Here is a 25,204-nt window from a genome sequence, read left to right as displayed (position 1 = left end):
AACGAAAGCACCGGCGCCCCTTTCCGGTGAACAGCGGGGTGGAAACAGGGAATGTTTCCACCCCGTTTTATTTTGTGTGTTAATCTTTAAGGAGAGTCCTAAGCGTTCAAACGGGGCAATATGAAACTGATAAAAGCGCTACATGCTATTTCTGCAGACGGTAAAAGCTCGACTGAAGACAAATTAAAGCGGCTGTTACAGCTTGGTCTTGATGCCTTCGACATGGAGCTTGGCATTGTTAGTCATATCAAAGATGGCGTCTATACGGTCGTTTCTGCCCTTTCTCCAGAAGATGCGCTTCAGAAGGGCGACAGTTTTGAGCTGAAAAATACTTACTGCCGTGACACCCTGGCAGCTGACGGTATTGTCGCTTATCACGATGCTGAAAAATCCCCCGGCGTGTTTCATCCTGCTTATCAGGCTTTTGCACTTAAAAGCTATATCGGTATTCCTTATTTCGTCAACGGCGAACGCTACGGCACAGTGAATTTCTCCCGGGTTGATGCCAAAGAACGCCAGTTTGACAATGACGAGCTTGATTACATTGTGCTTCTGGCGGAGTGGGTGGGTACTGAGATTGCTCGTGAACATCAGCTTCAGGCCATCGTTGAACAACAAAAAGCATTACAACATCAGCATTTACTGCATTTACAGATGTCAGAGCTGGCGAGAGTGGGAACCTGGGAAATGAACCGCAATACCGGTGAAATCTCTCTGTCTGATTCTCTGGTAAAACTGTTTGAAATTCCCGAAGGGGATCACATCACCTTCGACACCATGCAACGGGTGGTAAAACACGATAAAGACGTGGAAATCTTGCGGGGACTCATGGAAAAGTCCGTTGAAGATGAAGCGCCCTGGTCTCATGAGTTCGAAACTGTTTCACTGGGCGGCCGGCAATTCTGGGTACAGACTCAGGGGGCCGTGGACACCAGTGATCCTGACAATATCCGGTTTTTCGGTGCTACGCAGGATGTGACCCACAGAATACAAGTGGCCAGGGAACTGGAGAGCCGCCGTCATGTGGCAGAGCAGGCACTGGAGTCACGGAGTCTTTTTCTGGCGAACATGAGCCATGAAATCAGAACGCCCATCAATGGTATTGTCGGTATGCTGGAGGCCCTGAAGAAAACATCGTTGACGGAGCAGCAAAACGAATTTTGTAAACTTGCGGGGCAGAGCGCGTCCAGTTTGCTGCAAATCGTTAACGATGTGCTGGATTTCTCAAAGATAGATGCCGGAGGTCTTGAGCTTGAAAGCATTCCGGTGAACTTAAGCCGCATTGCTGAAGAACAATACCGGCTGTTCTCTATGCCGGCTCAGAAAAAGCAACTTTCACTGACCCTCGATACCCGTGGTACTGACGATCTGGTCTTTCTCACCGATCCAACACGCATACGGCAAATTTTTACAAACCTCATCAGTAATGCGATTAAATTTACTGACCGTGGTGAAATAAATATCAAACTGAAAGCGATTAAGCAGGCCCGCCAGCAATATCTGGTTCAGATTATGATCAGTGATGAAGGCATAGGTATCGAACCGGAACATCAGGCGACCATATTCTCTCCGTTCAGACAGGGTGACAGCAATACGACAAGACGCTTTGGTGGCACTGGACTGGGCTTGTCTATTGTATCTCAGATAGCCGCGCACATGCATGGCGGTATTCGTGTTAACAGTAAACCCGGAGAAGGGGCAACGTTTATCGTTGCGCTGAAGCTGAATGAAGCGTCAGACCATGAAAATGAAACTGAAAACGCCGGTGACATACTGAGACCGGCGGACCTGGCAGGTAAGCGGGTACTGGTAGTTGAAGATAACGAAATCAATCAGATAGTCGTAAAAGAGCAGCTCAAAGAATTCAGTATCGTGAGTGATATTGCCGGCCATGGCGCTGAAGCCATTGAGATGGTGATCAGAAGCATCGCCGGTAACTACCCCTACGATTTGATATTAATGGATTGCCAGATGCCGGTCATGGACGGATACGAAGCATCGAAAAAAATTCGTCAGCTTGGCGGACAGGCGGAGATTGTCCCTATCATTGCACTGACTGCAAATGTGCTGGTGGGTGAACGGGAAAAATGCTTACTTGCCGGTATGAATGACTATTTAACTAAACCAGTCGATAAAGAACTGTTTACCCGCTGTTTGCATCGATATTTACTCGCCTAGCATACCTATTCACAGCCTCGGCCATTAAGGTGCACAGGCCCGGTACCACCGTAAGCAAATCGTCTAAAATTAATTCAAAAACGCACTATCACTTCCCAATCTTTTCTGTTATAGTTTCGCGCCCTTTTTATGGGGGTATGTACATAAAAGCGGCAATATCTGCTGCTTTTATCAGCGCAAACGACTCGAGAGAGTCTTAATTATCGAGCGGAGCACTAACATGATCCAAATGCAAACTAACCTGGATGTAGCCGACAACAGCGGCGCTCGCAGGGTTCAGTGTATTAAGGTTCTTGGTGGCTCGCATCGCCGTTATGCAGGTATCGGTGACATCATCAAAGTTACTGTTAAGGAAGCAATTCCTCGCGGTAAAGTAAAAAAAGGTGACGTACTGAACGCAGTGGTGGTGCGTACTAGAAAAGGCGTTCGTCGTGCAGATGGTTCTACCATCCGTTTTGACGCAAACGCGGCTGTATTGTTAAACAACAATAAGCAACCTATTGGTACGCGTATCTTTGGACCGGTTACACGTGAGCTGAGAAGTGACAACTTCATGAAAATCATCTCACTGGCCCCAGAGGTACTATAAGGAGTCACGATAATGGCTAGAAAAATTCGTCGTGATGATGAAGTAGTCGTATTAGCGGGTAAAGATAAAGGCAAACAAGGCAAAGTCCTGAAAGTGCTGGTATCTGAAGACCGTGTAGTTGTAGAAGGTGTAAACCTTGTCAAGAAGCACCAGAAGCCAAACCCTCACATGGGCGTAGCTGGCGGTATTGTTGAGAAAGAAGCATCTCTGCACGTTTCTAATGTTGCGGTAGTTAACCCTGCTACGGGTAAAGCTGACCGTATTGGTTTCCGTACTGAAGACGGTAAGAAAGTTCGTTTCTTTAAGTCTAACGGTGAACTTGTTTAATTAATTGGAGAGTACGATGGCGAAACTGCATGATTTCTATAAAGAAACGGTAGTAGCTGACCTTGCTAAGCAGTTCAGTTACCAAAGCGTCATGCAAGTCCCTCGGATTGAAAAAATCACCTTAAACATGGGTTTAGGTGAAGCCGTAGCTGACAAGAAAGTTCTTGAGAATGCGACTGCCGATATGGCTGCTATCGCAGGTCAAAAACCTATTGTTACCGTTGCGCGTAAATCTGTTGCGGGTTTTAAAATCCGTGAAGGTTATCCGATTGGCTGTAAAGTAACCCTGCGTGGCGAGCGTATGTGGGAATTCTTAGAGCGTTTGATTTCAATCGCAATTCCTCGTATCCGCGACTTCCGTGGCCTGAGTTCAAAATCTTTTGACGGTCGTGGAAACTACAGCATGGGCGTTCGTGAACAAATCATCTTCCCTGAAATCGATTTCGATAAAGTGGATAAAGTACGCGGTATGGATATCACTATCACTACCAGTGCAAAAACTGATGATGAAGCACGTGCTCTGTTGACCGCGTTCAACTTCCCATTCAAAAAATAAGGGGTGTAGGGTTATGGCAAAAGAATCAATGAAGGCCCGTGAAGTAAAGCGTGCAAAGCTTGTCGCTAAGTATGCTGAAAAACGTGCCGCACTTAAAGCGATTATCAGCGATGTTAACGCCTCTGAAGAAGAGCGTTGGGATGCTGTTCTGAAGCTACAACAACTGCCACGTGACAGTGCTAAATCTCGTCAGCAAAACCGCTGCCGCGTTACTGGCCGTCCACACGGTTTCCTACGTAAGTTCGGTCTGAGCCGTATCAAGTTGCGTGAAGCAGCGATGCGCGGTGAAGTCCCTGGCCTGAAAAAAGCCAGCTGGTAAGGAGTAGCTAAAAATGAGCATGCAAGATCCTATCGCGGATATGTTTACCCGCATCCGTAACGGCCAGATGGCACAGAAAGTTTCTGTTGTTATGCCTTCTTCAAAACTTCGCGTAGCAATCTGTGAAGTACTGAAAGCTGAAGGTTATATCACTGACTTCGCTGCTTCTGGTGACGTTAAGCCTACTTTAGAAGTTACTCTTAAGTACTTCGAAGGTAAGCAAGTAATCGACACAATTGAACGTGTAAGCCGTCCTGGTCTGCGCATCTATAAGAAAAAAGATGAGCTGCCAAAAGTAATGGGTGGTTTAGGCGTTGCTATCGTGTCAACTTCTAAAGGTGTGATGACTGACCGTGCTGCGCGTAAAGCAGGCATGGGCGGTGAGATCATCGGTTATGTAGCGTAATCGGAGGAGTTGAAATGTCACGAGTAGCAAAAGCCCCTGTTAACGTAGCATCTGGCGTTGAAGTTAAAATCAACGGTCAGGAAGTTACTGTTAAGGGTAGTAAAGGTACACTGGTACGTGTATTCAACGACGCTGTTGAAGTTGTACAAGAAGAGAACCAGCTGAAAGCACTTCCTCGTGAAGGTTTTGCTGATGCATGGGCTCAGGCTGGTACTGCGCGCGCGCTGTTGAACGGCATGGTTCTGGGTGTATCTGAAGGTTTCGAGAAAAAACTGCAGTTGCAAGGTGTTGGTTACCGTGCACAAGCACAAGGTGCCAAACTGAACCTGACTTTAGGTTTCTCACACCCTGTAGTTTATGAAATGCCTGAAGGCATTACAGTTGAAACTCCTACACAAACTGAAATCCTCGTTAAAGGCGCGGATAAGCAGGTTGTAGGTCAGGTTGCGGCAAACATTCGCGGCTACCGTCCACCAGAGCCTTACAAAGGTAAAGGTGTTCGTTATGCTGATGAAAACGTTCGTCGTAAAGAAGCTAAGAAAAAGTAGGTGGGTGATACGATGGATAAGAAAACATCACGTTTACGTCGCGCAACTCGCGCACGCGCTAAAATCCGTGAATTGGCCGCGCATCGCCTGGTAATTAACCGTACACCTCGCCACATCTATGCCCAGTTAATCGCACCTAGCGGTTCTGAGGTACTGGCGGCGGCTTCTACCGTTGAAAAAGGTCTGGCAGCAGATCTGAAAGCAACTGGTAATGCAGAAGCAGCTGCGGCAGTGGGTAAAGCTATCGCCGAGCGTGCAATCGAAAAAGGCATCAAAGTTGTTGCTTTCGATCGCAGCGGTTTTAAATACCACGGTCGCGTAAAAGCATTAGCTGATGCAGCTCGCGAAGCTGGTCTTCAGTTCTAGGAGTGAAGAATAATGGCTAAACAAGAAGTTCAAAACGGTGAATTTTTAGAGAAATTGATCGCTGTAAACCGCGTTTCTAAAGTGGTTAAAGGTGGTCGTATCTTTAGTTTCACTGCACTGACTGTAGTTGGTGACGGCAATGGCCGTGTTGGTTTTGGTTACGGTAAAGCACGTGAAGTGCCTGCTGCTATCCAAAAAGCGATGGAAAAAGCGCGTCGCAACATGGTTAACGTAGACCTGAACGGTCACACGTTGCAGCACCCAATTAAAGGTCGTCACTCTGGCTCTAAAGTTTACATGCAGCCTGCATCTGAAGGTACCGGTATCATTGCCGGTGGTGCGATGCGTGCAGTACTTGAAGTAGCTGGTGTACAGAACGTACTTTCAAAATGCTACGGCTCTACAAACCCAATCAACGTTGTTCGTGCAACAGTAAACGCGCTGACTGAGATGAACTCTCCAGCGGGTATTGCAGCGAAGCGTGGATTGTCTGTAGAAGAAATTTTGGGGTAATCAGACATGGCAACGATTAAAGTAAAGCAAACTAAAAGTGCAATTGGCCGTCTGCCAAAGCACAAAGCGACGCTTAAAGGCTTAGGTCTTCGTAAAATCAACCATGTCCGTGAACTGGAAGATACCCCAGCAGTACGTGGCATGATCAACCGTGTATATTACATGGTTGAGATCGTGGAGGAGTAAGACATGCGTTTAAATACAATTTCTCCTGCAGAAGGTTCAAAACCAGCAGCTAAGCGTGTAGGTCGTGGTATTGGTTCAGGTCTGGGTAAAACCGGTGGCCGTGGTCACAAAGGCCAAACCAGCCGTTCAGGCGGTTCCATCAGACAAGGCTTTGAAGGTGGTCAGATGCCAATTCAGCGCCGTCTGCCTAAGTTTGGTTTCACCTCTCGTAAGAGCTTTGTTACCGATCAGGTAACTCTGACTGAAATTGCTAAGGTTGAAGGTGATACGGTTTCTCTGGACTCTTTAAAAGCTGCTGGTCTTGTTAAGAAAGACGTGCAGTTCGTTAAAGTAGTTAAGAGCGGCGAAGTATCGCGCGCTGTTACAGTTAGCGGGTTAAAGGTTACTAAAGGCGCTCTTGCAGCGATTGAAGCCGCCGGCGGTAAAGTAGAGGAATAAGCTAGATGGCTAAACCAGGATTGGATTCAGGCGCGAAAAGCGGCTTGAGTGAGCTGAAGTCAAGGTTGTTGTTCGTACTAGGTGCGATCGTCGTATTCAGACTGGGCTCTTATGTGCCTCTTCCTGGCATCGATGCGGCAGTTCTTGCTGAGTTGTTTGAGCAACAAAAAGGTACCATCGTAGAAATGTTCAACATGTTCTCCGGTGGTGCGCTTGAGCGTGCATCCGTTCTGGCTTTGGGCATTATGCCATACATTACTGCATCAATTATTATGCAGTTGCTCACGGTGGTTCATCCACCGATGATGGAGCTTAAAAAAGAAGGCGAAGCAGGCCGTCGTAAAATCAGTCAGTATACGCGTTATTTGACGCTGGTACTGGCCACGTTCCAATCTATTGGAATCGCGACGAACCTGCCTAACCTGATTAATGGTTTGGTTATAAACCCTGGCTTCGGATTCTACTTTACAGCGGTAGTTAGCTTAGTCACAGGAACCATGTTCCTGATGTGGTTAGGTGAGCAAATTACTGAACGTGGTATCGGTAACGGTATCTCGATATTGATTTTTGCTGGTATTGTTGCCGGTCTGCCAACAGCGATTGGTCAGACTGCGGAACAAGCAAGACAGGGCGACATTAATCTGTTGTTCCTGATGTTGATTGGCGTGATTGTCATCGGCCTGATTTACCTGGTAGTGTTCGTTGAACGTGCCCAGCGTCGTATTGTTGTGAACTATGCTAAGCGTCAGCAGGGCCGTAAGGTTTTTGCAGCGCAAAGCACACACTTACCGCTGAAAGTGAACATGGCTGGTGTTATTCCACCAATCTTCGCATCCAGCATCATTCTGTTCCCGTCCACCATTGCTGGTTGGTTCGGTCAGAATGAATCTACAGCGTGGTTGCAGGATGTAGCATTAATGCTTTCTCCTGGTCAGCCGCTGTACGTGATGTTATACGCAACTGCGATTATCTTCTTCTGCTTCTTCTATACAGCGCTGGTTTTCAATCCGCGTGAAACAGCAGATAACCTGAAGAAGTCCGGTGCGTTCATTCCTGGTATCCGTCCGGGTGAGCAAACATCGCGTTATATCGATAAGGTAATGACTCGTCTGACTCTGGCTGGCGCACTATACATAACCTTTATTTGTTTAGTGCCTGAATTCATGTTGATTGCGTGGAATGTGCCGTTCTACTTCGGTGGTACGTCGCTTCTGATTATCGTGGTTGTTATCATGGACTTTATGGCACAGGTGCAGACACATCTGATGTCCAGTCAGTATGAGTCTGTTCTGAAGAAAGCTAATCTGAAAGGCTACGGCCGCTAAGATTAGTGCACTACGGAGTGATGTAATGAAAGTTCGTGCATCAGTAAAGAAGATTTGCCGTAACTGTAAAATCATCAAGCGCAACGGTGTTGTGCGTGTGATTTGCAGCTCTGACCCTAAGCATAAGCAGCGTCAAGGCTAATCTAAAACGCGGTTAAAATTCGAAATGTAAGCTGAACCTCGTACTGGGTTCAGCTTGCTCTATTTCGATTTTATGAACCTTAAGTTGCAATTTTGTCGTCGGGTAAGTATCCTATCGGGCTTTTTAGGTCGTCGACATTAAAATTAAGAGGAGTGCTGTTAATGGCCCGTATCGCTGGCATTAACATTCCTGAACACAAGCACACTGTAATCGCGCTTCAAGCGATTTACGGTGTAGGCGCAACTCGTGCAAAAGAGATCTGTGCTAACGCTGGTGTTGCAGAATCAACAAAAGTAAAAGAGCTTGACGAAGCAACTGTAGAGAAGCTTCGTGAAGAAGTGGCAAAGTTCACCGTTGAAGGTGATCTGCGTCGTGAAGTATCTATGAGCATCAAACGTTTGATGGACCTGGGTTGCTTCCGTGGTATCCGCCACCGTCGTAGCTTGCCTCTACGTGGTCAGCGCACTAAAACTAATGCGCGTACCCGTAAAGGTCCTCGTAAGCCAATTAAGAAGTAAGCGGGGAGATTAAGTTATGGCAAAAGCACCTACTCGTACTACGCGTAAACGCGCTAAGCGTCAGGTTGCAGACGGTATGGCTCATATCCATGCGTCTTTCAACAACACAATTGTGACTATCACTGACCGTCAAGGCAATGCATTAGCATGGGCGACATCAGGTGGTTCAGGTTTCCGTGGTTCACGTAAATCTACCCCTTTTGCTGCACAGGTTGCTGCTGAGCGTGCTGGCGTAGCCGCACAAGACTACGGTCTGAAAAACCTTGAAGTTTTCGTTAAAGGTCCGGGTCCAGGCCGTGAGTCTGCTATCCGTGCACTTAACGCAACTGGTTATAAGATCACAAACATTACCGATGTGACCCCTATTCCTCACAACGGTTGTCGTCCACCGAAAAAACGTCGCGTTTAATCGCCGGACAGTTGGAGAAAGAACATGGCAAGATATTTGGGTCCTAAACTCAAACTTAGCCGTCGCGAAGGAACTGACCTGTTCCTGAAAAGCGGCGTTCGCGCAATCGATTCTAAGTGTAAAATCGATAATGCGCCTGGTCAGCACGGTGCCCGTCGTGGCCGTCTGTCTGACTACGGTGTACAGTTGCGTGAAAAGCAAAAAGTTCGTCGTATGTACGGCGTTCTGGAAAAACAATTCCGTAACTACTATAAAGAAGCTGCCCGTCTGAAAGGCAACACCGGTGAAAACCTGTTGCAACTTCTTGAGCAGCGTCTGGATAACGTAGTTTATCGTATGGGATTCGCCAGCACTCGTGCAGAAGCACGTCAGCTGGTTAGCCACAAGGCGATCATGGTAAATGGTCAAGTTGTGAACATTCCATCGTTTAACGTTTCTGCCGAAGACGTGGTTTCTGTTCGTGAAAAGGCTAAAAAGCAAGCGCGTATCGTTGCTGCTTTGGAACTGGCTGACCAACGTGAGAAGCCAACCTGGATTGAAGTAGACAACAGCAAAATGGAAGGCACTTTCAAGCGCGTTCCGGAAAGAACTGACCTGTCTGCTGAAATTAACGAACAGTTGATCGTCGAACTTTACTCTAAGTAAAGCTAACTAAAGAGGAAGCATTGTGGGTTCTGTGACTGAATTCCTGAAACCGAGATTAGTTGAGATCGAAAACGTTTCTCCTACTCGTGCCAAAGTAACTTTGGAACCACTGGAGCGCGGCTTTGGCCACACTCTGGGTAACGCCCTTCGCCGTATCTTACTGTCATCCATGCCCGGATGTGCGGTAACTGAGGTCGAAATTGACGGCGTATTACACGAGTACAGCACCAAAGAAGGTGTGCAGGAAGATGTAATCGAGATTCTGCTGAATCTGAAAGGTTTAGCGGTTCGCCTTGAAGGTAAAACTGAGGCAACCCTGACAATAGTGAAATCTGGCGCTGGCCCTGTTGTTGCTGGTGATATTCAGCATGACGGTGACGTAGAAATCGTTAACCCTGAGCACGTTATCTGTACTTTAACCGGCGAAGCTGAAATCAGCATGCGCATTAAAGTTGAAACTGGTCGTGGTTACATTCCTGCTGCTACTCGTCGCTCCTCCGAGGAAGATGATCGTCCAATTGGTCGTTTGTTAGTTGATGCTTCATACAGCCCTGTTGAACGTATTGCTTATTCAGTTGAGTCTGCCCGTGTTGAACAACGCACAGACTTAGACAAACTGATCATCGATATGGAAACGAACGGTACTCTGGATCCTGAAGAAGCGATCCGCCGCGCAGCCACTATTCTGGCTGAACAATTAGATGCCTTCGTTGATCTGCGTGACGTTTCTGAACCTGTTCAGAAAGAAGAGAAGCCGGAATTCGATCCGATTCTGTTACGTCCTGTTGATGACCTGGAATTAACTGTACGTTCTGCAAACTGTTTGAAAGCAGAAGCTATCCAGTACATTGGTGACCTGGTTCAGCGTACTGAGGTTGAGTTACTTAAGACGCCTAACCTTGGTAAGAAATCGCTAACTGAAATCAAAGATGTTCTTGCATCTCGTGGATTGTCTCTGGGCATGCGCCTGGAAAACTGGCCACCAGAGAGCATCGCTGAGAAAGATTAATCAGGTTTTTATCAAACTGATTTGTAGAGAAGGATAAAACTATGCGCCATCGTAAGAGTGGTCGTCAGTTGAATCGCAACAGCAGCCATCGTCAAGCTATGTTCAAAAACATGGCCGGCTCACTGGTCAAGCACGAAGTGATCAAAACGACGTTACCAAAAGCGAAAGAATTACGTCGCGTAATCGAGCCTTTAATCACACTGGCTAAACAAGACAGCGTTGCAAACCGCCGTCTGGCTATGGCCCGTACAGGTGATAAAGAGGTAGTAGGTAAACTGTTCAACGAGCTTGGTCCTCGTTACGAAGCTCGCCCAGGCGGTTACACTCGCATTCTGAAATGCGGTTTCCGTACAGGCGACAACGCTCCTATGGCGTTTGTTGAACTGGTAGACCGTCCTGAAGTTGAAGTTTCTGAAGAAGCTGAAGCGACAGAAGAGTAAGAGATTACTTCATCGATTTATCGATATTAAAAAACCCCGCGAAAGCGGGGTTTTTTGTTTAAATGAAATTTACAAATAGGCGTTAAATAAATGTTCCCCGCGTGGATCAGTCATATGGTATGAATTTGGACTTAGGAAATGTTAAAGTAGTGCTAGCTTTAGCGATTAGTTCGAAGTCAATCTAGGTTAAAGAAATAGAACTATACATAGAATCAAACTTGAACAATTATTTATTTAAATATCTACCACAATGCAAGGATGACAAACATGCAGAGCTCTGAACTTTAGGCTGTGTTATGACGATTTTTATTACTATCACAAATACAAATCAATGGGATGAGATCGTTTCTTCCGCCGCAGAAGATAATGTTATCGAGCATTTGGACATACACTCGACTGCTGAAACTAAAATAGTTAAAGAAGCTGTAAGCTTAAATCACCTATCAAACTGTATTGATAGCTTTGAAAATTTAGTACTATTATATGAATCACCAGAGTCATATTTGTATCGAAGCATCGAAATGAATTTTGACGAAGGTTTCGTAATTGAGAATTGTCTATCTTATCTGAATGGGCTTGTCTCAATATTCAGAAATCATAGAGAGAAAATAAAATTACTAAACTTAGACAAAATTGCTAATTCTACTGAGCACGAAATTACTGCTCTAGATGGCCTCCATTTTCCACCACCACAAGCTCTTCAACCTGCTGATAGGGACTTTAGATACCTTGCAGCATATTACTTACTTAAAGAAGATGAATCGTTATCTGCAGCCGCAGAGCTTTTAGAAGCTTGTTCATTACCCGTATATAATTTTAAAAATACAGCAGAAATTTTAACTAAATTCAACGATTATTTAGTTGAAAATGAAACTGATAGAAAATTAAATGAAAAGTTCATTAATGACATAAGAAATAATGTTATAAAACTTGAAAAAGATAATGCGCTACTCAATAGTCATCTAATTGACTATAAAATAAAAAACTCTGCAAGAATTTTCGAACTAGAAGCGTCTTTATCTGAAAGTCTCGCAGAAGTGAAACTGTTAAGAATTAAAAATAAGGAATATTTTACTAATTTTACCAAGCTTAATTTATTGCTAGATAAAGAAATTACCAAAGTAAACAGGCTTACAACTTTAATCGATGATTTTGAATTAAATGAAAAGGAAATAAAATCAAAGATTTCTGAATTAGAAGCTAGTAATAACGATCTCACAATTCAACATAAAAAGACTAGAAATCAGCTCCAAGAATCTATTTTCAATTTTAACGCAATTAATAGAGAGCTAAAGACTGTAAAAGAATCGTTATATTGGCGAATTACGAGCCCTGCCAGATTGTGTTCTACCAAATTGAAGAGGAAAGACATACAAATAGGCGAAGCGTTAAAGCGTGATATAAAGCTACTCTATTCTACTAATTTTTTTGACGCTGATTGGTATTTGAGCGTTTACCCCGATGTAGCCGAAGCTAATATTGATCCAGCCGAACATTATCTGCTACATGGTGCATCTGAAGGTCGCTCACCAAGTTCAGCTTTCGATGGTCAATGGTATTTGCGTACTCATAAAGATGTCGAAGTGTCCGGAATTAACCCTCTGATACATTATCTGATGTATGGTATGGGCGAAAAAAGAACTATAAAGCCCAAGAAAGATGAAAATAGGCGATAGCATGTCGGATGTATATAATAGACTTGTTTGGCTTGGGGCTGGACTTGCCAAACATCCAAAACTTGATTTTCTTGCTTATAGCAGCGTGAGACTTTATGAAGCTCAAAGTAGTCTATGTAAACAATTAGAATTTGAATTAGCTGAATACGATCATGTTAAAATTATAAATAAATGTATTACAAATGTATCTGCTACTGAAAAAACTAAGTTTAATTTGTACTCTCCTAATATTTTATCCTCTTTATTACCTGTTACTGGGATAGAGGGGGTTTTTCCGGGCCTAAAGTTAAAGTCTTTGATAGATGTTGAATTTTTTGCTCTAACTGATTTATTCGCCGAGATCTTCCAAGATAATCAAGGGAAAATTGATTTAATTATAGATATGCCGTGTTTAAGTGGGCAGATTGTAGATTATTTTTGTAAGGTTGGTGTTCCTTCATGTTTAAATCGTATTACCGTAAATTGTACAATGCGAGAATTATATGAAGGCGGATATTTGTATGAAAGGATTAATGAAATTCTTGAGGAAAATTACTTCGTTTTCGATTATGCAGACAAGTCTGATCCTGATCTACCTCTCGTCACATATTATTTTGATAAAAAATCCAAACATATTGATGAATTGAAGGAAGATAATAAAAGGCTTATGGATATCGCAGCGGCCCTTACCGTGGAGAGAGATGATTATCAGCGCTCTTTTGAGGATAAAGCTGCTCACGTCGAGATCCTTGAAAAGAATCTCAGTGACCTGAAGCGAGACTATGAAAATCTTAAATCTAAGTTAACAGAATTTTCGAATTATAAAAAAGAAATAGAAATTAAACAACAAGAAATGCAGACGCAATTAGCCAAAGAAAAAAGTAAAATAGAAATTGATTTGGAGGATTTGCGTTATAAATATTTTGAAAAAATAAATCAGGAAAAGACTCATCGTCAACTCATCAGTAAACTTAATGAGCAGTTAGAGAGTGCAATAGATTTTTATTCAAGCCTAAAGTTGTCTGTAGCAGAACAGGTAGGCGATAAAAGTGAGTGATTTGGACTTTACCGTTTCCTTTTTAAGGGAACAATTAGAAGAGATGTTGCCTTTAGTTAATCCGACGAAATCAAAGTTACTACAAGAGCTTTCTAATAGTCCTTTTAACTATCAGGAAGCTGAGGACTTGATAAAGCGCTCTAAAAGAGCCATTGAAATAGACAAACCTGAGATAAGAATTATTCATCATATGGCTTGCAGTGGAGGCACATTGGTTTCTAAATGTTTAGCTGCATTGCCGAATGTTTTTGTATTGAGTGAGCTTCACCCTACATCTACTTTACATCAGGGAGGTGGCAAACCAAAGTTCTTACCTGCAGATATAACTACACAAGCTCGTTATGCCAAAGTTCCTGCTGTTGATGACCTTGCTTTGTCGCTATTTAAAATGAATATAGACTCTGCATATGAGCACATAGAAAATTATGGCGGCATACTTATTATAAGAGACCATAGTCATTCAGATTTCTGTGTTGGTGAAAGTTTTAAAGAAAGCTCAGTGATAGCTAACTTGTTAAAGAATGATTTTAAGCTATTAAGATTAGTCACTCTAAGGGATCCAATTGATTCGTATCTATCACTATGCAAAAACAATTGGGTTCATTTTAGTCCAAAGACATTTGATGAATACTGTAAAAGGTTATGGCATTTTCTCGAAGAATATAAATATACTGAAGTAGTTCGATACGAGGATTTTGTTTCCAAACCAGAAGAAACTATGGCCTGCATGGCTGACATTTTAAAAATTAGATATGATTGTCATTTCATTGATTTATTCCCAATTTTCAGAGTAACTGGTGACAGTGGCCGTTCTGGGGCCAGGATATCAGAAAGATCTCGGCGAGAGCTTACATTTGAAGAGACGGAAGAGATTAAAACTTCTAAATATTACAAGCTTATAGCAAAAAAATTTAATTATAATTCACTGGAGATGGTGCCGTGATTAATGTGTTTTTTCCTTATTATCAATGCGGAGATTCAGCGAGGCAGCGCGAAATTGATCTTTGCTTGAAGGAAAATGGTGAGAATCCATTCATAGATAATTTAATCGTTGTGATTGATGATGGTTCTGATGTTCCGCTCCAAACCTCAAATATGCGAGTTATCTATGTAAATGAACGGATGACCTATGCGCTTTGGGCAGACATGACAAATAAATACTGTGATCATGGTATTTCTGTCCTATGTAATTCAGACATTTATTTTGATGATTCAATTTTAAAACTAAGACAGGTTCTCGGGGCACCAAGATCATTTTTGGCATTATCCAGATGGGAATTAATTGGTCATGAAACATCAAAACACCCTAATCCTCATTGGTCGCAAGATACCTGGGCAATGAATGTTGGTGAAGCATTCTCGACAAGCTTCAAGCATCAACTGGACTTTCCTATGGGAGTTCCACGTTGTGATAATAAAGTGGCGTATTTGTTTGCTGTACAGGGTTGGTCCGTACACAACCCTGTAAATTTCGTAAAAAGTATCCATGTGCACGAAACACAAGTTCGCACATATAACAAAAAAATAGATGAAAGGATACTTGGGGGAGTTGCTTATGTGCGGCCGGGTGACGAACTAAATTCACCTGCAAGTTTAGACTTTGATGTCTGGGTTAAGGATTCGCTAAGTAAAATTAATGGCGTTAAAATTAATAACACTTTGGAACGTTGGAGAAAAGAGGCTGCAGAAGTTGGGATGCCGGACACTCTGCAGACTCTTGCAATAGAGTCCGTAAAAGAAGCTAGTGCTGCGGAACTATTACACGCAATTGAAAATGGCAGTACGATGCAACATGGGAGTCTCCATCTAAAAATGGCGTTTCATGGAGGCAAGGTTTATCCATATAGCTACTACGAAGATAATTATCGTATTACTGTGAGAGAACCCGAATATAAGTCTAATCGGGACTTTTACAAGCTCATCGGCTACGTTCCTCCGGTAATGACAACATTCGTGGATGAGATAAGTGACAAGGCGAAGGGCTCGGAAGACATAAATTTTTGGCAGTATCCTTGCGCTACCGAAAAGCAGGCGTACGAAAATCATCTGAGTATAAAGTTTTCTGAACATGTTGATGTGTCAGCAAGGATAATTAATATTTATGTACCACTTCCTTGGGCAACTTATATTGATAAAAAGCAGTTTCCGGATGAATACATCACTAAAATTAGCCAGTTACTGGCACAATACAAACAGTTAGCTGACACTGCTGGATTTACTCTCAAAAGCCATAGTGTTTGCCAGCATATCCATTGGGCTAGGGTTCTGAAGCAGGCTGAAACCCTTGGTATAACCGATCTTTATCTTTCTCATAAAGATTCTGCGAGCGAAGCAACTCAGCAGGAGGTCGGGACGTCGATTAAGCTTCATGGTTGGTCCCTTATCGCTGTAAATTATGAAACTCCTGAAAGAAGCGAAGGTATGGAGCGAAAGCCGATTGCGGAGCGAAAGTTACTTGCATCTTTCATAGGTGCTCACATGAATCATTATAGAGATGATAAGCGAGTTAAACTATTTGAAGCCGCCAAAGAAACTGGACGTGATGATGTGTTTGTTGATTTAGGTGATGAGTGGCATTTTAATAAGGTTGTTTACGAAGAGCAGGTGCTCAACAAAGAAATCGAAGCTCATCATATAGATGAACATCACAAACGAACATTTCGCTACAATTCCATACTTTCGGATTCTAAATTTTCTTTCTGTCCTGAAGGAGCAGGCCCTAATACATTAAGGTTTTGGGAGTCTATAGCAGTAGGTACAATTCCGGTTATATTCTCAGATGATTTAGCTATTTTTACTGAGTCTGACGAAGCCAAAAGTATATTAGATTGCTGCGTAATCTGGAAGAAGGACATTGCTTCAGACTTGTTTAGCTATTTAAGTTCTGTACCTGTCTACGAAGTTGAAAAGAGGGCTGGAAAATTAGTAAAGCTGTATGAAAAAATAAACAAATCAAAGACTATTTCCTTATGAAAATTGTAATTTATGGAGCTAGTGTAACAGCTCAGAAAGGTCGCACAGGTTATTTTGAACATTTAAAAGAAATATTAAATGAAAAATATGAAGTAGTTCGCTTACCATTTGGAGCTAGTCATCTACACTTCGCTGGTATCGCTATGATTCAGAAAGTTTTAGATGAGAAGCCAGACTTTTGTATTTTAGATTGGGTAACCCCATCTGCAAGCGTATTCCCAGACGATACGGTAACTAGAATTAATAATATTTTAATATCAAATAAAATAAGACCAATCTGGATTTTGCTGCCCAGAACTGATGACCCTTTCTCTGAAAGAAAAAGTTGTGAACAGGTCTTGGATTCAAAATCAGATATTGTCAAAGTCTTTAAATTTCAGGAATCATCTTGGGCTGTTGAGGATCTTTCATCCATAATTCGCGATGTGGTTCATACCAATGAAAATGGTGCGGTAAAATATGCTTCATTTATCAACGAAGTAATTGAGGAAGTGTGCAATCAAAAAATTAACTTTGTTGAGAAAAATAAAAGTTTAAGAATACCAAAAATTATAGCTTGTGATGGAACTATAAAAGAAGATTCGCCATTAACAATCGCATTTTCTCATGAAAGAGGAAATCTTTCATTATATTCATTGTCACTAATTGGCCCAGCTTCACCAATTTTACAGTTAGATCTAATGGAAAATGACAGAATAGTGCAAAGCCATTTTAGAAATGTTGTTGATCCTTGGTGTTATTATGAAAGAACGATGCTCATAAACTTTCCAAGTTTTAAAAATATTGAATCTGGATTTTACAAACTTAGGATAAGTATTGTTAATGAAGATCCATTTGAGAATGTTAAAACTCTAAAGTCAATTTCCAGTGAAGATCTGCTAGAAAATCACTTAGATAGATTTTTAAAGGTTGAAGAATTTACAATTGATGGCGATGTAAAAGTAGAAGGATATCATTATGGCTTATAAACCCTCATATACATGGCCTAACCCAGCGTTTCCATTTAGAGTTTATTATGATGGACCCGAATGTCGAGTTTTTATTATAGAGAATATTCAGCACAACTGGAATTGGTTGTCTGAATATCATACGAAGATTAGACAGAACGATTACTTTTTTGTTTACTGCGGTTGGTATCATAGTGAGCATTTTGCAAGAGAGGCTAATCAAATATTTACTGAGTTACAACTTAATAAAGATAGATTTTTTATAATGTTTAACTCAGAGAAGGAGATGGATAACTTTCTTCCTTTTGGATTTCAAGGAGACTTAATTAATCATAATGCATGGTTGGATGAGAACTTAGTTATGAAAGTTCTTCCTTCAGAAAAAAAGATTTTCGATGCACTTTATATTGCTCGCTTGAGTTCATTTAAAAGACACGAATTAGCTTCTGATGTGTCAAATCTTGCTCTAATAGCAGGAATCAATCATGGTAATCCAGAAAATGAAAAATTGCCTCAGTATGTTTACAAAAATACTCAACCTCTAGCACCTGAAGAAGTTTGCGAAAAAATAAATCAATCAAAATGTGGTTTGTTGCTATCTGCAGCAGAAGGAGCTTGTTTTTCATCAAGTGAATATTTGTTATGTGGTATACCAGTAGTATCAACTTTTAGCGAAGGTGGTCGAGATGTTTGGTATAATGATTATAATTCTAAGATTGTAGATTCTAATACGAGATCTGTCGCTGAAGCTGTAGAATTTTTTATCGAAAATCCTCGGGACCCATATAGAATACGCAATGATCATATTGCACAAGCACAAATCTTCAGAAATAGATTTATCAGAAAACTTGGTCAAATTTTCTATGATAATAGTGTTAATATTGACGCTAGAGAGTATTTCAACGAAAACTATTTTCATAAATTGAGGAAATCGTACAGGCCAAATTTTCAGGAAATTTTTGAGAGGTAGTAGAGATGAATTTGTGTACATATTTTGTTGCAGACTCCGAGGGTGATGAATCAATTTTTCCTCAAGCCGGAAGTATGCACAGTTCTTCTTCAAATGAATTTCAAGAGATATATTATCGCTGCGTTGTAACTTTTTTCACCTCTTTACGAGTCTTTTCAGAAAATCAAAATCTGTATTTTTTTTCCAATCATATACCAGATAGACTTTCTGATGGTTTTAAGTTTAGAGATTATTTGGTTTCAATTGGTGTAAATGTCATCGAACTTGAATTTACTAAAAGGCTGCCCATAAAGCAGGCGCATTTTGGCAACGTTTTTTATGTTTTAGATGTACTCGAGTATTGTAGAGATAATAATATTTCACCGATAATAGCTTGTGATAATGATTGCTTGGTTTTAAGCGATATCAGTGAGTTAACAAATTCGGTATTAGAGAATACTATTCTAGCTTATGGTATGCCACTTAGAGGCGATAAAGAGCTTAACGGATTAACACAAGCGGACTGTAAAGATATTGTATCAACTGTTTTTTCACAAGCTAGAGATCAAGAATTAAAATTTTACGGTGGAGAGTTTTACGCTTTCGGTTCAAATGCACTTAATAGAGTAGTTGATTGTTTTTTACCCCTATTTGCAAAAAATCGTGAATTTTGTCGTAAAGGTGAGAGGTATTTTAAGACCGAGGAGCAGTTACTAAGTTCAGTTTTTCATTGTATTGATCTTCAAGTGAATGATGTTTCTGGTGTTGTTCAAAGATTGTATAATAGTTCTTTAGGTAATTCAGAGATGGTATCTAAAGTAAAACTTGCTCATTTGTTGCAAAAGAAAAACACTGGTTTAAAAAAGTTATACCAGTTCATTAAAGATGGGATTATGTCAATCAACTCTACCCCAAAGGCTTGGGATGACTGTTTGTATAGGCATATCATACCTGAAGCACAAGAACTTCCACTTATAAAAATTAATCATAAAGATTTAGGTCCTGAATCACTGGTTAGTGTTAGTTCTATTTATCAAAACATGGATCCTAATTGTTGTTTAGATGAAAACTGGACGCTTACTAATTTTTTGCATACAAATGATGAAGTTGAACCTTGGGCCTTGTTCGATTTGCAGAATGTTTGCTTTATAGATTCTGTTCACCTAGTGGACCGTATCGGCTTTGCTGAAAGATCTAATACTTTAATAATTGAGATAAGTTCGGATGCTACTAATTGGGAAGTGGTGTTTAACCGGAAAGATCAAGCGATTGAGAATGATGGAAGAGTCAAAGTATATAGTGCTAAATTAGATTCTGAGGCTCGTTTTGTTAGGGTCAGGCTTGCTGCAAGAGGATGTCTGAACTTTCATAAAATTGTTATAGATGCTGTACAAAAAACACACTAATTTTTTTGAAGAAGATTTGTTAATGAAAAAAGCACTTATTACGGGCGTAACCGGTCAAGATGGCTCCTATTTAGCGGAGTTTTTATTAGAAAAGGGATATGAAGTACACGGTATTAAGCGCCGTGCTTCTTTATTTAATACAGAACGTGTTGATCACATCTATGAGGATCCTCACAACGATAATCCTAAATTTCACCTGCATTACGGTGATTTAACAGATTCGTCTAACCTGACCCGTATCATCTCTGAAGTACAACCAGATGAAGTTTACAATTTAGGTGCGCAATCCCACGTAGCTGTCTCTTTCGAATCTCCGGAATACACCGCTGATGTAGATGCCATGGGTACACTTCGTTTACTTGAGGCAATTCGTTTCCTTGGTCTAGAGAAAAAGACAAAGTTTTACCAGGCATCCACTTCTGAGCTTTATGGGTTAGTGCAGGAAATACCACAGAAAGAAACTACACCTTTCTATCCGCGTTCACCATATGCCGTAGCGAAGATGTATGCGTACTGGATTACAGTTAACTACCGTGAGTCATACGGCATGTATGCATGTAATGGCGTTCTGTTCAACCACGAATCTCCGCGCCGTGGAGAGACCTTTGTTACCCGTAAAATTACCCGAGCGATTGCAAATATTGCACAAGGTCTGGAGAAGTGTCTTTTCTTAGGAAACATGGATGCGCTTCGTGACTGGGGCCATGCTAAAGATTACGTTCGCATGCAATGGATGATGTTGCAGCAGGAGCAGCCTGAAGATTTCGTCATCGCAACGGGTAAACAGATATCTGTACGCGAATTCGTACGTATGTCAGCTAAGGAAGCCGGTATTACTCTGGAATTCAGTGGTGAAGGTGTAGATGAGATAGCTACGGTAACAGCAGTGGATGGCGATAACGCCCCAGGCGTTAAAAAGGGTGATGTGATTGTAAAAGTTGACCCGCGCTATTTCCGTCCGGCAGAAGTCGAAACGTTATTGGGTGACCCCTCCAAAGCAAAAGAAAAGCTGGGTTGGGTACCTGAAATTACCGTTGAAGAAATGTGTTCGGAAATGGTTCAAAGTGATCTAGAGAAAGCAAAACAACATGCTTTATTAAAAATGCATGGCTACTCGGTAGCGGTTGCTAAAGAATAACATGCAAGCGAAAGCTCATCTTGTCAGTTTTGCTGACGGCGCATTTAAAAATAGAAGACAAGGTTTCACTAATGAAGCCTTGTCTATGAACTTTTTTGAATCAGTTAATGTTTTAGACAGGAAGTCCCTTGATACATGTTATTTCGAAAAGCATGGAAGATACATACTGTCCCAGAAACGCGGATTCGGTTATTGGATTTGGAAATCCCAGGTTGTACATCAATCGCTTGCAAACCTGCCTGAAAATGATGTGTTGGCTTTTTCCGATGTAGGGTTTAAATTTAATCCTGATGGCCGGTACAGGTTACTGGAATATGTTGAGATGTGCTGTGATTCTGAGTTTAAGAACCTCGGTTTTTCCAATACGCATACAGAATACTGTCGAACGAAAGCTGATCTAGCTTGTAGATTAAATGTTGACCTTAGTTCGATAGTAATGAGAAGTACTCAATTATCGTCTGGCTTCTTTTTTTTAATTAATAATAAGAGAAACAGAGATTTGGTGAAGAGTTGGGTTGATATTTCTATCGAAAATAATTACCACTACTCTAATGACTCGCCATCAGAATTGCCTAATCATCCCCAATTTATTGAGCACAGGCACGACCAAAGTATCTTTAGTTTGCTTCGAAAGTTAAGTGGCTGCGAAGTCACTCATTATGAAGTGCAGAGTTATCCTCATTTCGATAATTTAAAAGGCATCTTACCTTTGTTTGCCGCTAGGCAAGGTCGCGATAAATCTTATGTTCCAGAAATGTAATTTAAACTACTAGAGAGTTGGTATGTCATATTTAAAAGAAAAATTTTCTTTTTTTAAAACGGTTAATTTAGCGGCGCACATTACCGCAGATGATTTTAAAGAATGTATATTAGGTAGAATAGGGAACATAGATTACATATCTGAAGGTTACACTGAAGAAGATCTTCCTCAGCAACGTGATTTAAGTATAAAGTTTCACTGGGGTCATAGTCACGATTTTGGTGATTTTCAAGTCGATGGCTTGATGAAAAATAGACATATTGAACTTCTGGAAAAATTTATAGATATATTCCCCGTCACAGTCGAAAGCTTTAACGATAAGTCTATATTGGATATCGGTTGCTGGACTGGCGGTACCTCATTGCTTTTGAGTACTATTTGTAGAAAAGTTACTGCTGTTGAAGAAGTTCAAAAATATGCCAAGACTGCCTCTTATCTTATGGAGGCCTTCGGTGTAAAAGGTGAAGTTCTTTCACGCTCATTATATTCTTTGAATGATCAAAACTATTACGACTCGTTCGATAGAGTCTATTTCCCAGGTGTAATCTATCACCTTTCAGATCCTGTTTTAGCGTTACGCATACTCTTCAATACACTGGTTGTTGGTGGCGATATTTTAATTGAAACAGCGGGGTTTGATTCCGATGAGCCGATTTGTAAATTTGAAGGGAATTATATCTATCATCCGAATGGCACTAGAGAGGAGCTTAACAGAGGTGGTTGGAACTATTTCAAGTTTTCTGGTCCAGCGCTGGAAAGCATGATGAAAGAAGCAGGCTTTGAAGACATTCAATTTCACTGGGATAATTCTTGGGGTAGATTATTTGCGTACGGAAAAAAGAACTCACAAATCCCTATTTGTAAGGCTGGATTATCAGTCCCTGGCATCCGATGATTATTCGTCAATAGAAGAATTACATTGGGGAGTAGATATATGAAAACCGTTTTTATAGCCGGCCACAATGGCATGGTCGGTTCAGCAATTGTCAGGGCACTCAGTGCCCGTGACAATGTTGAAATCATTACCCGCAGCAGAAAGGAACTAAATTTACTTTCACAACACGATGTGAATACGTTTTTTGCTGAGAACAAAATTGATGAAGTTTACCTTGCTGCTGCAAAGGTTGGCGGTATTCACGCAAACAATGAATATCCGGCAGACTTCATTTATGAAAACCTGATGATTGAGTCGAACATCATTCATGCAGCTCACACTACCGGTGTACAAAAGCTGTTATTCCTGGGCTCATCCTGTATCTATCCCAAAATGGCTGAACAGCCAATGACAGAGTCAGCGTTGTTGACCGGTACACTCGAGTCGACCAACGAACCCTATGCTGTTGCTAAAATAGCCGGTATCAAGTTGTGTGAAAGCTATAACCGTCAGTTTGGACGGGACTACCGCTCAGTAATGCCAACCAATTTATATGGCCCTAATGATAATTTTCATCCTGAAAATTCTCACGTTATCCCTGCATTGTTACGCCGTTTCCATGAAGCCGCGCAAAGCAACGCTGAAGAAGTCGTTGCCTGGGGCAGTGGTAAACCTATGCGCGAATTCCTGCATGTCGACGATATGGCAGCAGCCAGTATTCACGTGATGGAGCTTGATAAAGAAACCTATGAAGTAAATACTCAGCCCATGCTCAGCCATATCAATGTAGGAACGGGTGTGGACTGTACCATCAGGGAGCTGGTTGAGACGGTTGCAAAAGTAACGGGCTTTAAGGGCGCCATTAAATGGGATACTTCAAAGCCTGACGGTACACCCAGAAAGCTGATGGATGTATCGCGACTGAAAGCGCTCGGGTGGCAATACTCCGTATCACTTGAAGATGGTCTCGCCCAGTCTTATCAATGGTTTCTCGAAAATCAGGACAGCTTCAGAGGTTAGTATGTTTCTGCCGGATGAGACCTTCAGGACTGTTGTCGATAGTACACCACTGGTGTCTATCGACCTTATCGTCAAAAATTCTGAAGGTCAGGTTTTGCTCGGAAAGCGAAACAACAAGCCTGCTAAGGATTTTTGGTTTGTGCCTGGCGGTCGCATTCAGAAAAATGAAACGATGGCTGATGCTTTTACACGGCTCTGTAAAGAAGAGTTGGCTTTAGAGAAACGGATATCCGATGCTGTTTTCCTTGGACCATATGAGCATTTCTACAATGACAGTATCTTCGGCGATAACGTTAGTACGCATTATGTTGTTCTTGGTTACCAGATTACTTTGGACCGGCCATTAGGAAAATTACCGGATAAGCAGCATTGTGATTATAAATGGATGAACGTTGAAGAAGCTGTGCGCTCAGAGAGTGTCTATAAATACTCTCGCGACTATTTTGTAAATTGATATGCACGAATTAAATATCAAAATACTAGGAACATCCAACGGAATTATAAAGGGAGGGTATGCAGCCCATCTTTTTGAAAATGCAAGAGTTAATGTTCTGCAAAACCTGTCCATAGGTTCAAGCCATCCCACTGTTATTGCCCACGCACTGGAAAGAAGTGATTTATCTCAGCGTGAAGAGTTTCTGTTGCTGGATGTTTGTGTAAATGAGCAACGGGCAATGTCAAAAAATAGATATGAGCAAAGCATTTCAGTATCGATGTTCAGACATTTCCTTTCTTACTGTTCTGAAAACGGTGTCACACCCGTTGTTTTATTACTACCGGTACTGGGAGAGGATGGCCAGTTAATTGCAGAAACTACTGAGCGATGGAAAAGTCTCTGTGATCAATATTTTGTAAGGTATTTAGATGTGTTTGAGCTTGCAAACCGCTTTGGCACTGCAAAAGACTTGTGGAGAGATTCTAATCACCCATCTATTGAGTTTTCTGAAAAAATAGCAGAAGAGACTTTTCATATTTTCAGTAAGTTGCATCGTGGGAATAAGAAGCATGGTTTGTTTAATATGGCAAGGAAAGCTATAAACATATTCCGTAGTTCAAGCCGAAATCCTGTAAAAGAGGGAATATCCAGTAAATTAGACATCATACATCTCAATTCTGAAAGAAAGGTGGTAAGGAAAACGAATCTATTGAGCGTAGATTTTTGTGTTTACTACGAAAATTCAAAGCTCGTTATATCTTCTGGAGGGGATTTCAGAATTCTGGGGTTCGCACTGGACATGGCTCATACTCATGCCGCGCTAAAATTATCAGGGAAAGACGAAGTAATACAGCGCTTTGACAATAGTTTCTACGATGAAAGTAAAAAGTTATGGTATGTGTCCTGGTCGTTACTCAAACCTGTTTACTCTCAAGAAGGCAAGGTTGAGGTTTCTTTCCTCAAGCCCAAAAGAGATGGCGATTTTTTACTCAACGATCATACTCCATTTCAGCCTGAACAACGTTCAGTGATAGCAGAACTTGAGTCAGTTTTGGTTGAGTATGTCTGATGAAAT

General features: G+C 41.6%; 31 protein-coding genes. All 31 read left to right on the top strand.

What is annotated here, in order from left to right; translation table 11 throughout:
- Positions 1-120 precede the first annotated feature (120 nt).
- On the top strand, positions 121-2,178 hold the full coding sequence (locus tag ACXAGR_RS06675; RefSeq protein ID WP_474848888.1) for a GAF domain-containing hybrid sensor histidine kinase/response regulator: 2,058 nt from the start codon (positions 121-123) through the stop codon (positions 2,176-2,178).
- A gap of 220 nt (positions 2,179-2,398) precedes the next feature.
- Positions 2,399-2,767 (top strand): 50S ribosomal protein L14, encoded by a 369-nt coding sequence (gene rplN / locus ACXAGR_RS06670; protein ID WP_070125772.1) that lies wholly within the window; start codon positions 2,399-2,401, stop codon positions 2,765-2,767.
- A 12-nt stretch (positions 2,768-2,779) separates the two neighbouring features.
- Positions 2,780-3,094, top strand: coding sequence for a 50S ribosomal protein L24 (gene rplX / locus ACXAGR_RS06665; protein ID WP_119499867.1), 315 nt, complete (start codon positions 2,780-2,782; stop codon positions 3,092-3,094).
- A gap of 16 nt (positions 3,095-3,110) precedes the next feature.
- On the top strand, positions 3,111-3,650 hold the full coding sequence (gene rplE, locus ACXAGR_RS06660) for a 50S ribosomal protein L5 (RefSeq protein ID WP_119499868.1): 540 nt from the start codon (positions 3,111-3,113) through the stop codon (positions 3,648-3,650).
- A 13-nt stretch (positions 3,651-3,663) separates the two neighbouring features.
- Positions 3,664-3,969 carry a 30S ribosomal protein S14 gene (rpsN, locus tag ACXAGR_RS06655; RefSeq protein WP_070125769.1) on the top strand — a complete coding sequence of 102 codons (306 nt, stop codon included), beginning with the start codon at positions 3,664-3,666 and terminating at the stop codon, positions 3,967-3,969.
- A gap of 13 nt (positions 3,970-3,982) precedes the next feature.
- Positions 3,983-4,375 (top strand): 30S ribosomal protein S8, encoded by a 393-nt coding sequence (gene rpsH, locus ACXAGR_RS06650; protein WP_119499869.1) that lies wholly within the window; start codon positions 3,983-3,985, stop codon positions 4,373-4,375.
- Positions 4,376-4,389: 14 nt separating this feature from the next.
- Positions 4,390-4,923: a 50S ribosomal protein L6 gene (rplF, locus tag ACXAGR_RS06645; protein WP_474843514.1), complete on the top strand. Its 534-nt coding sequence runs from the start codon at positions 4,390-4,392 to the stop codon at positions 4,921-4,923.
- Positions 4,924-4,935: 12 nt separating this feature from the next.
- Positions 4,936-5,289, top strand: a complete 354-nt coding sequence (gene rplR, locus ACXAGR_RS06640) for a 50S ribosomal protein L18 (RefSeq protein WP_119503270.1) — start codon at positions 4,936-4,938, stop codon at positions 5,287-5,289.
- A gap of 12 nt (positions 5,290-5,301) precedes the next feature.
- Complete coding sequence (gene rpsE / locus ACXAGR_RS06635) at positions 5,302-5,802, top strand: 30S ribosomal protein S5 (RefSeq protein ID WP_119499871.1); 501 nt, start codon at positions 5,302-5,304, stop codon at positions 5,800-5,802.
- A 6-nt stretch (positions 5,803-5,808) separates the two neighbouring features.
- On the top strand, positions 5,809-5,988 hold the full coding sequence (gene rpmD / locus ACXAGR_RS06630; protein WP_014950907.1) for a 50S ribosomal protein L30: 180 nt from the start codon (positions 5,809-5,811) through the stop codon (positions 5,986-5,988).
- A 3-nt stretch (positions 5,989-5,991) separates the two neighbouring features.
- Positions 5,992-6,426, top strand: a complete 435-nt coding sequence (gene rplO, locus ACXAGR_RS06625) for a 50S ribosomal protein L15 (protein ID WP_474843511.1) — start codon at positions 5,992-5,994, stop codon at positions 6,424-6,426.
- Positions 6,427-6,431: 5 nt separating this feature from the next.
- Complete coding sequence (secY, locus tag ACXAGR_RS06620; RefSeq protein ID WP_119499873.1) at positions 6,432-7,751, top strand: preprotein translocase subunit SecY; 1,320 nt, start codon at positions 6,432-6,434, stop codon at positions 7,749-7,751.
- A 25-nt stretch (positions 7,752-7,776) separates the two neighbouring features.
- Complete coding sequence (gene rpmJ, locus ACXAGR_RS06615) at positions 7,777-7,893, top strand: 50S ribosomal protein L36 (RefSeq protein ID WP_073325329.1); 117 nt, start codon at positions 7,777-7,779, stop codon at positions 7,891-7,893.
- A gap of 161 nt (positions 7,894-8,054) precedes the next feature.
- Positions 8,055-8,411 carry a 30S ribosomal protein S13 gene (gene rpsM, locus ACXAGR_RS06610; protein WP_119499874.1) on the top strand — a complete coding sequence of 119 codons (357 nt, stop codon included), beginning with the start codon at positions 8,055-8,057 and terminating at the stop codon, positions 8,409-8,411.
- Positions 8,412-8,427: 16 nt separating this feature from the next.
- On the top strand, positions 8,428-8,820 hold the full coding sequence (gene rpsK, locus ACXAGR_RS06605; protein ID WP_070125761.1) for a 30S ribosomal protein S11: 393 nt from the start codon (positions 8,428-8,430) through the stop codon (positions 8,818-8,820).
- Positions 8,821-8,844: 24 nt separating this feature from the next.
- On the top strand, positions 8,845-9,465 hold the full coding sequence (gene rpsD / locus ACXAGR_RS06600; protein WP_119499875.1) for a 30S ribosomal protein S4: 621 nt from the start codon (positions 8,845-8,847) through the stop codon (positions 9,463-9,465).
- A gap of 19 nt (positions 9,466-9,484) precedes the next feature.
- Positions 9,485-10,474 (top strand): DNA-directed RNA polymerase subunit alpha, encoded by a 990-nt coding sequence (locus ACXAGR_RS06595; RefSeq protein ID WP_119499876.1) that lies wholly within the window; start codon positions 9,485-9,487, stop codon positions 10,472-10,474.
- A gap of 41 nt (positions 10,475-10,515) precedes the next feature.
- Positions 10,516-10,914, top strand: a complete 399-nt coding sequence (rplQ, locus tag ACXAGR_RS06590) for a 50S ribosomal protein L17 (protein ID WP_119499877.1) — start codon at positions 10,516-10,518, stop codon at positions 10,912-10,914.
- Positions 10,915-11,210: 296 nt separating this feature from the next.
- Entirely contained in the window at positions 11,211-12,590 is a 1,380-nt protein-coding gene (locus tag ACXAGR_RS06585; protein WP_474848886.1) for a hypothetical protein, read from the top strand.
- Between the two features lies 1 nt (position 12,591).
- Positions 12,592-13,626, top strand: a complete 1,035-nt coding sequence (locus ACXAGR_RS06580) for a hypothetical protein (protein ID WP_474848883.1) — start codon at positions 12,592-12,594, stop codon at positions 13,624-13,626.
- A complete protein-coding gene (locus ACXAGR_RS06575) occupies positions 13,619-14,569 on the top strand; it encodes a hypothetical protein (protein ID WP_474848881.1) in 951 nt (316 codons plus the stop codon). The genes ACXAGR_RS06580 and ACXAGR_RS06575 overlap by 8 nt, the downstream gene beginning before the upstream one ends.
- Positions 14,566-16,599 (top strand): exostosin domain-containing protein, encoded by a 2,034-nt coding sequence (locus tag ACXAGR_RS06570; RefSeq protein WP_474848879.1) that lies wholly within the window; start codon positions 14,566-14,568, stop codon positions 16,597-16,599. Before ACXAGR_RS06575 ends, ACXAGR_RS06570 begins: the two co-directional genes overlap by 4 nt.
- Positions 16,596-17,567, top strand: coding sequence for a hypothetical protein (locus tag ACXAGR_RS06565; RefSeq protein ID WP_474848877.1), 972 nt, complete (start codon positions 16,596-16,598; stop codon positions 17,565-17,567). The genes ACXAGR_RS06570 and ACXAGR_RS06565 overlap by 4 nt, the downstream gene beginning before the upstream one ends.
- Positions 17,557-18,516 (top strand): glycosyltransferase family protein, encoded by a 960-nt coding sequence (locus ACXAGR_RS06560; protein ID WP_474848875.1) that lies wholly within the window; start codon positions 17,557-17,559, stop codon positions 18,514-18,516. The genes ACXAGR_RS06565 and ACXAGR_RS06560 overlap by 11 nt, the downstream gene beginning before the upstream one ends.
- 5 nt (positions 18,517-18,521) lie before the next feature.
- On the top strand, positions 18,522-19,901 hold the full coding sequence (locus ACXAGR_RS06555) for a discoidin domain-containing protein (RefSeq protein ID WP_474848873.1): 1,380 nt from the start codon (positions 18,522-18,524) through the stop codon (positions 19,899-19,901).
- Between the two features lie 22 nt (positions 19,902-19,923).
- On the top strand, positions 19,924-21,039 hold the full coding sequence (gene gmd / locus ACXAGR_RS06550; protein ID WP_349583654.1) for a GDP-mannose 4,6-dehydratase: 1,116 nt from the start codon (positions 19,924-19,926) through the stop codon (positions 21,037-21,039).
- Between the two features lies 1 nt (position 21,040).
- Positions 21,041-21,799 carry a hypothetical protein gene (locus ACXAGR_RS06545; protein WP_349583656.1) on the top strand — a complete coding sequence of 253 codons (759 nt, stop codon included), beginning with the start codon at positions 21,041-21,043 and terminating at the stop codon, positions 21,797-21,799.
- A gap of 22 nt (positions 21,800-21,821) precedes the next feature.
- Positions 21,822-22,694 (top strand): class I SAM-dependent methyltransferase, encoded by an 873-nt coding sequence (locus ACXAGR_RS06540; protein ID WP_474848871.1) that lies wholly within the window; start codon positions 21,822-21,824, stop codon positions 22,692-22,694.
- Positions 22,695-22,733: 39 nt separating this feature from the next.
- Entirely contained in the window at positions 22,734-23,693 is a 960-nt protein-coding gene (gene fcl, locus ACXAGR_RS06535; protein WP_474848869.1) for a GDP-L-fucose synthase, read from the top strand.
- Between the two features lies 1 nt (position 23,694).
- Complete coding sequence (locus tag ACXAGR_RS06530; RefSeq protein WP_474848867.1) at positions 23,695-24,147, top strand: GDP-mannose mannosyl hydrolase; 453 nt, start codon at positions 23,695-23,697, stop codon at positions 24,145-24,147.
- A gap of 1 nt (position 24,148) precedes the next feature.
- On the top strand, positions 24,149-25,198 hold the full coding sequence (locus tag ACXAGR_RS06525) for a hypothetical protein (RefSeq protein WP_474848865.1): 1,050 nt from the start codon (positions 24,149-24,151) through the stop codon (positions 25,196-25,198).
- The last annotated feature ends 6 nt before the right edge of the window (positions 25,199-25,204 follow it).

This window comes from Alteromonas sp. ABH4_457, assembly GCF_056160625.1.
This window is presented reverse-complemented; position numbering and strand designations above follow the sequence as displayed.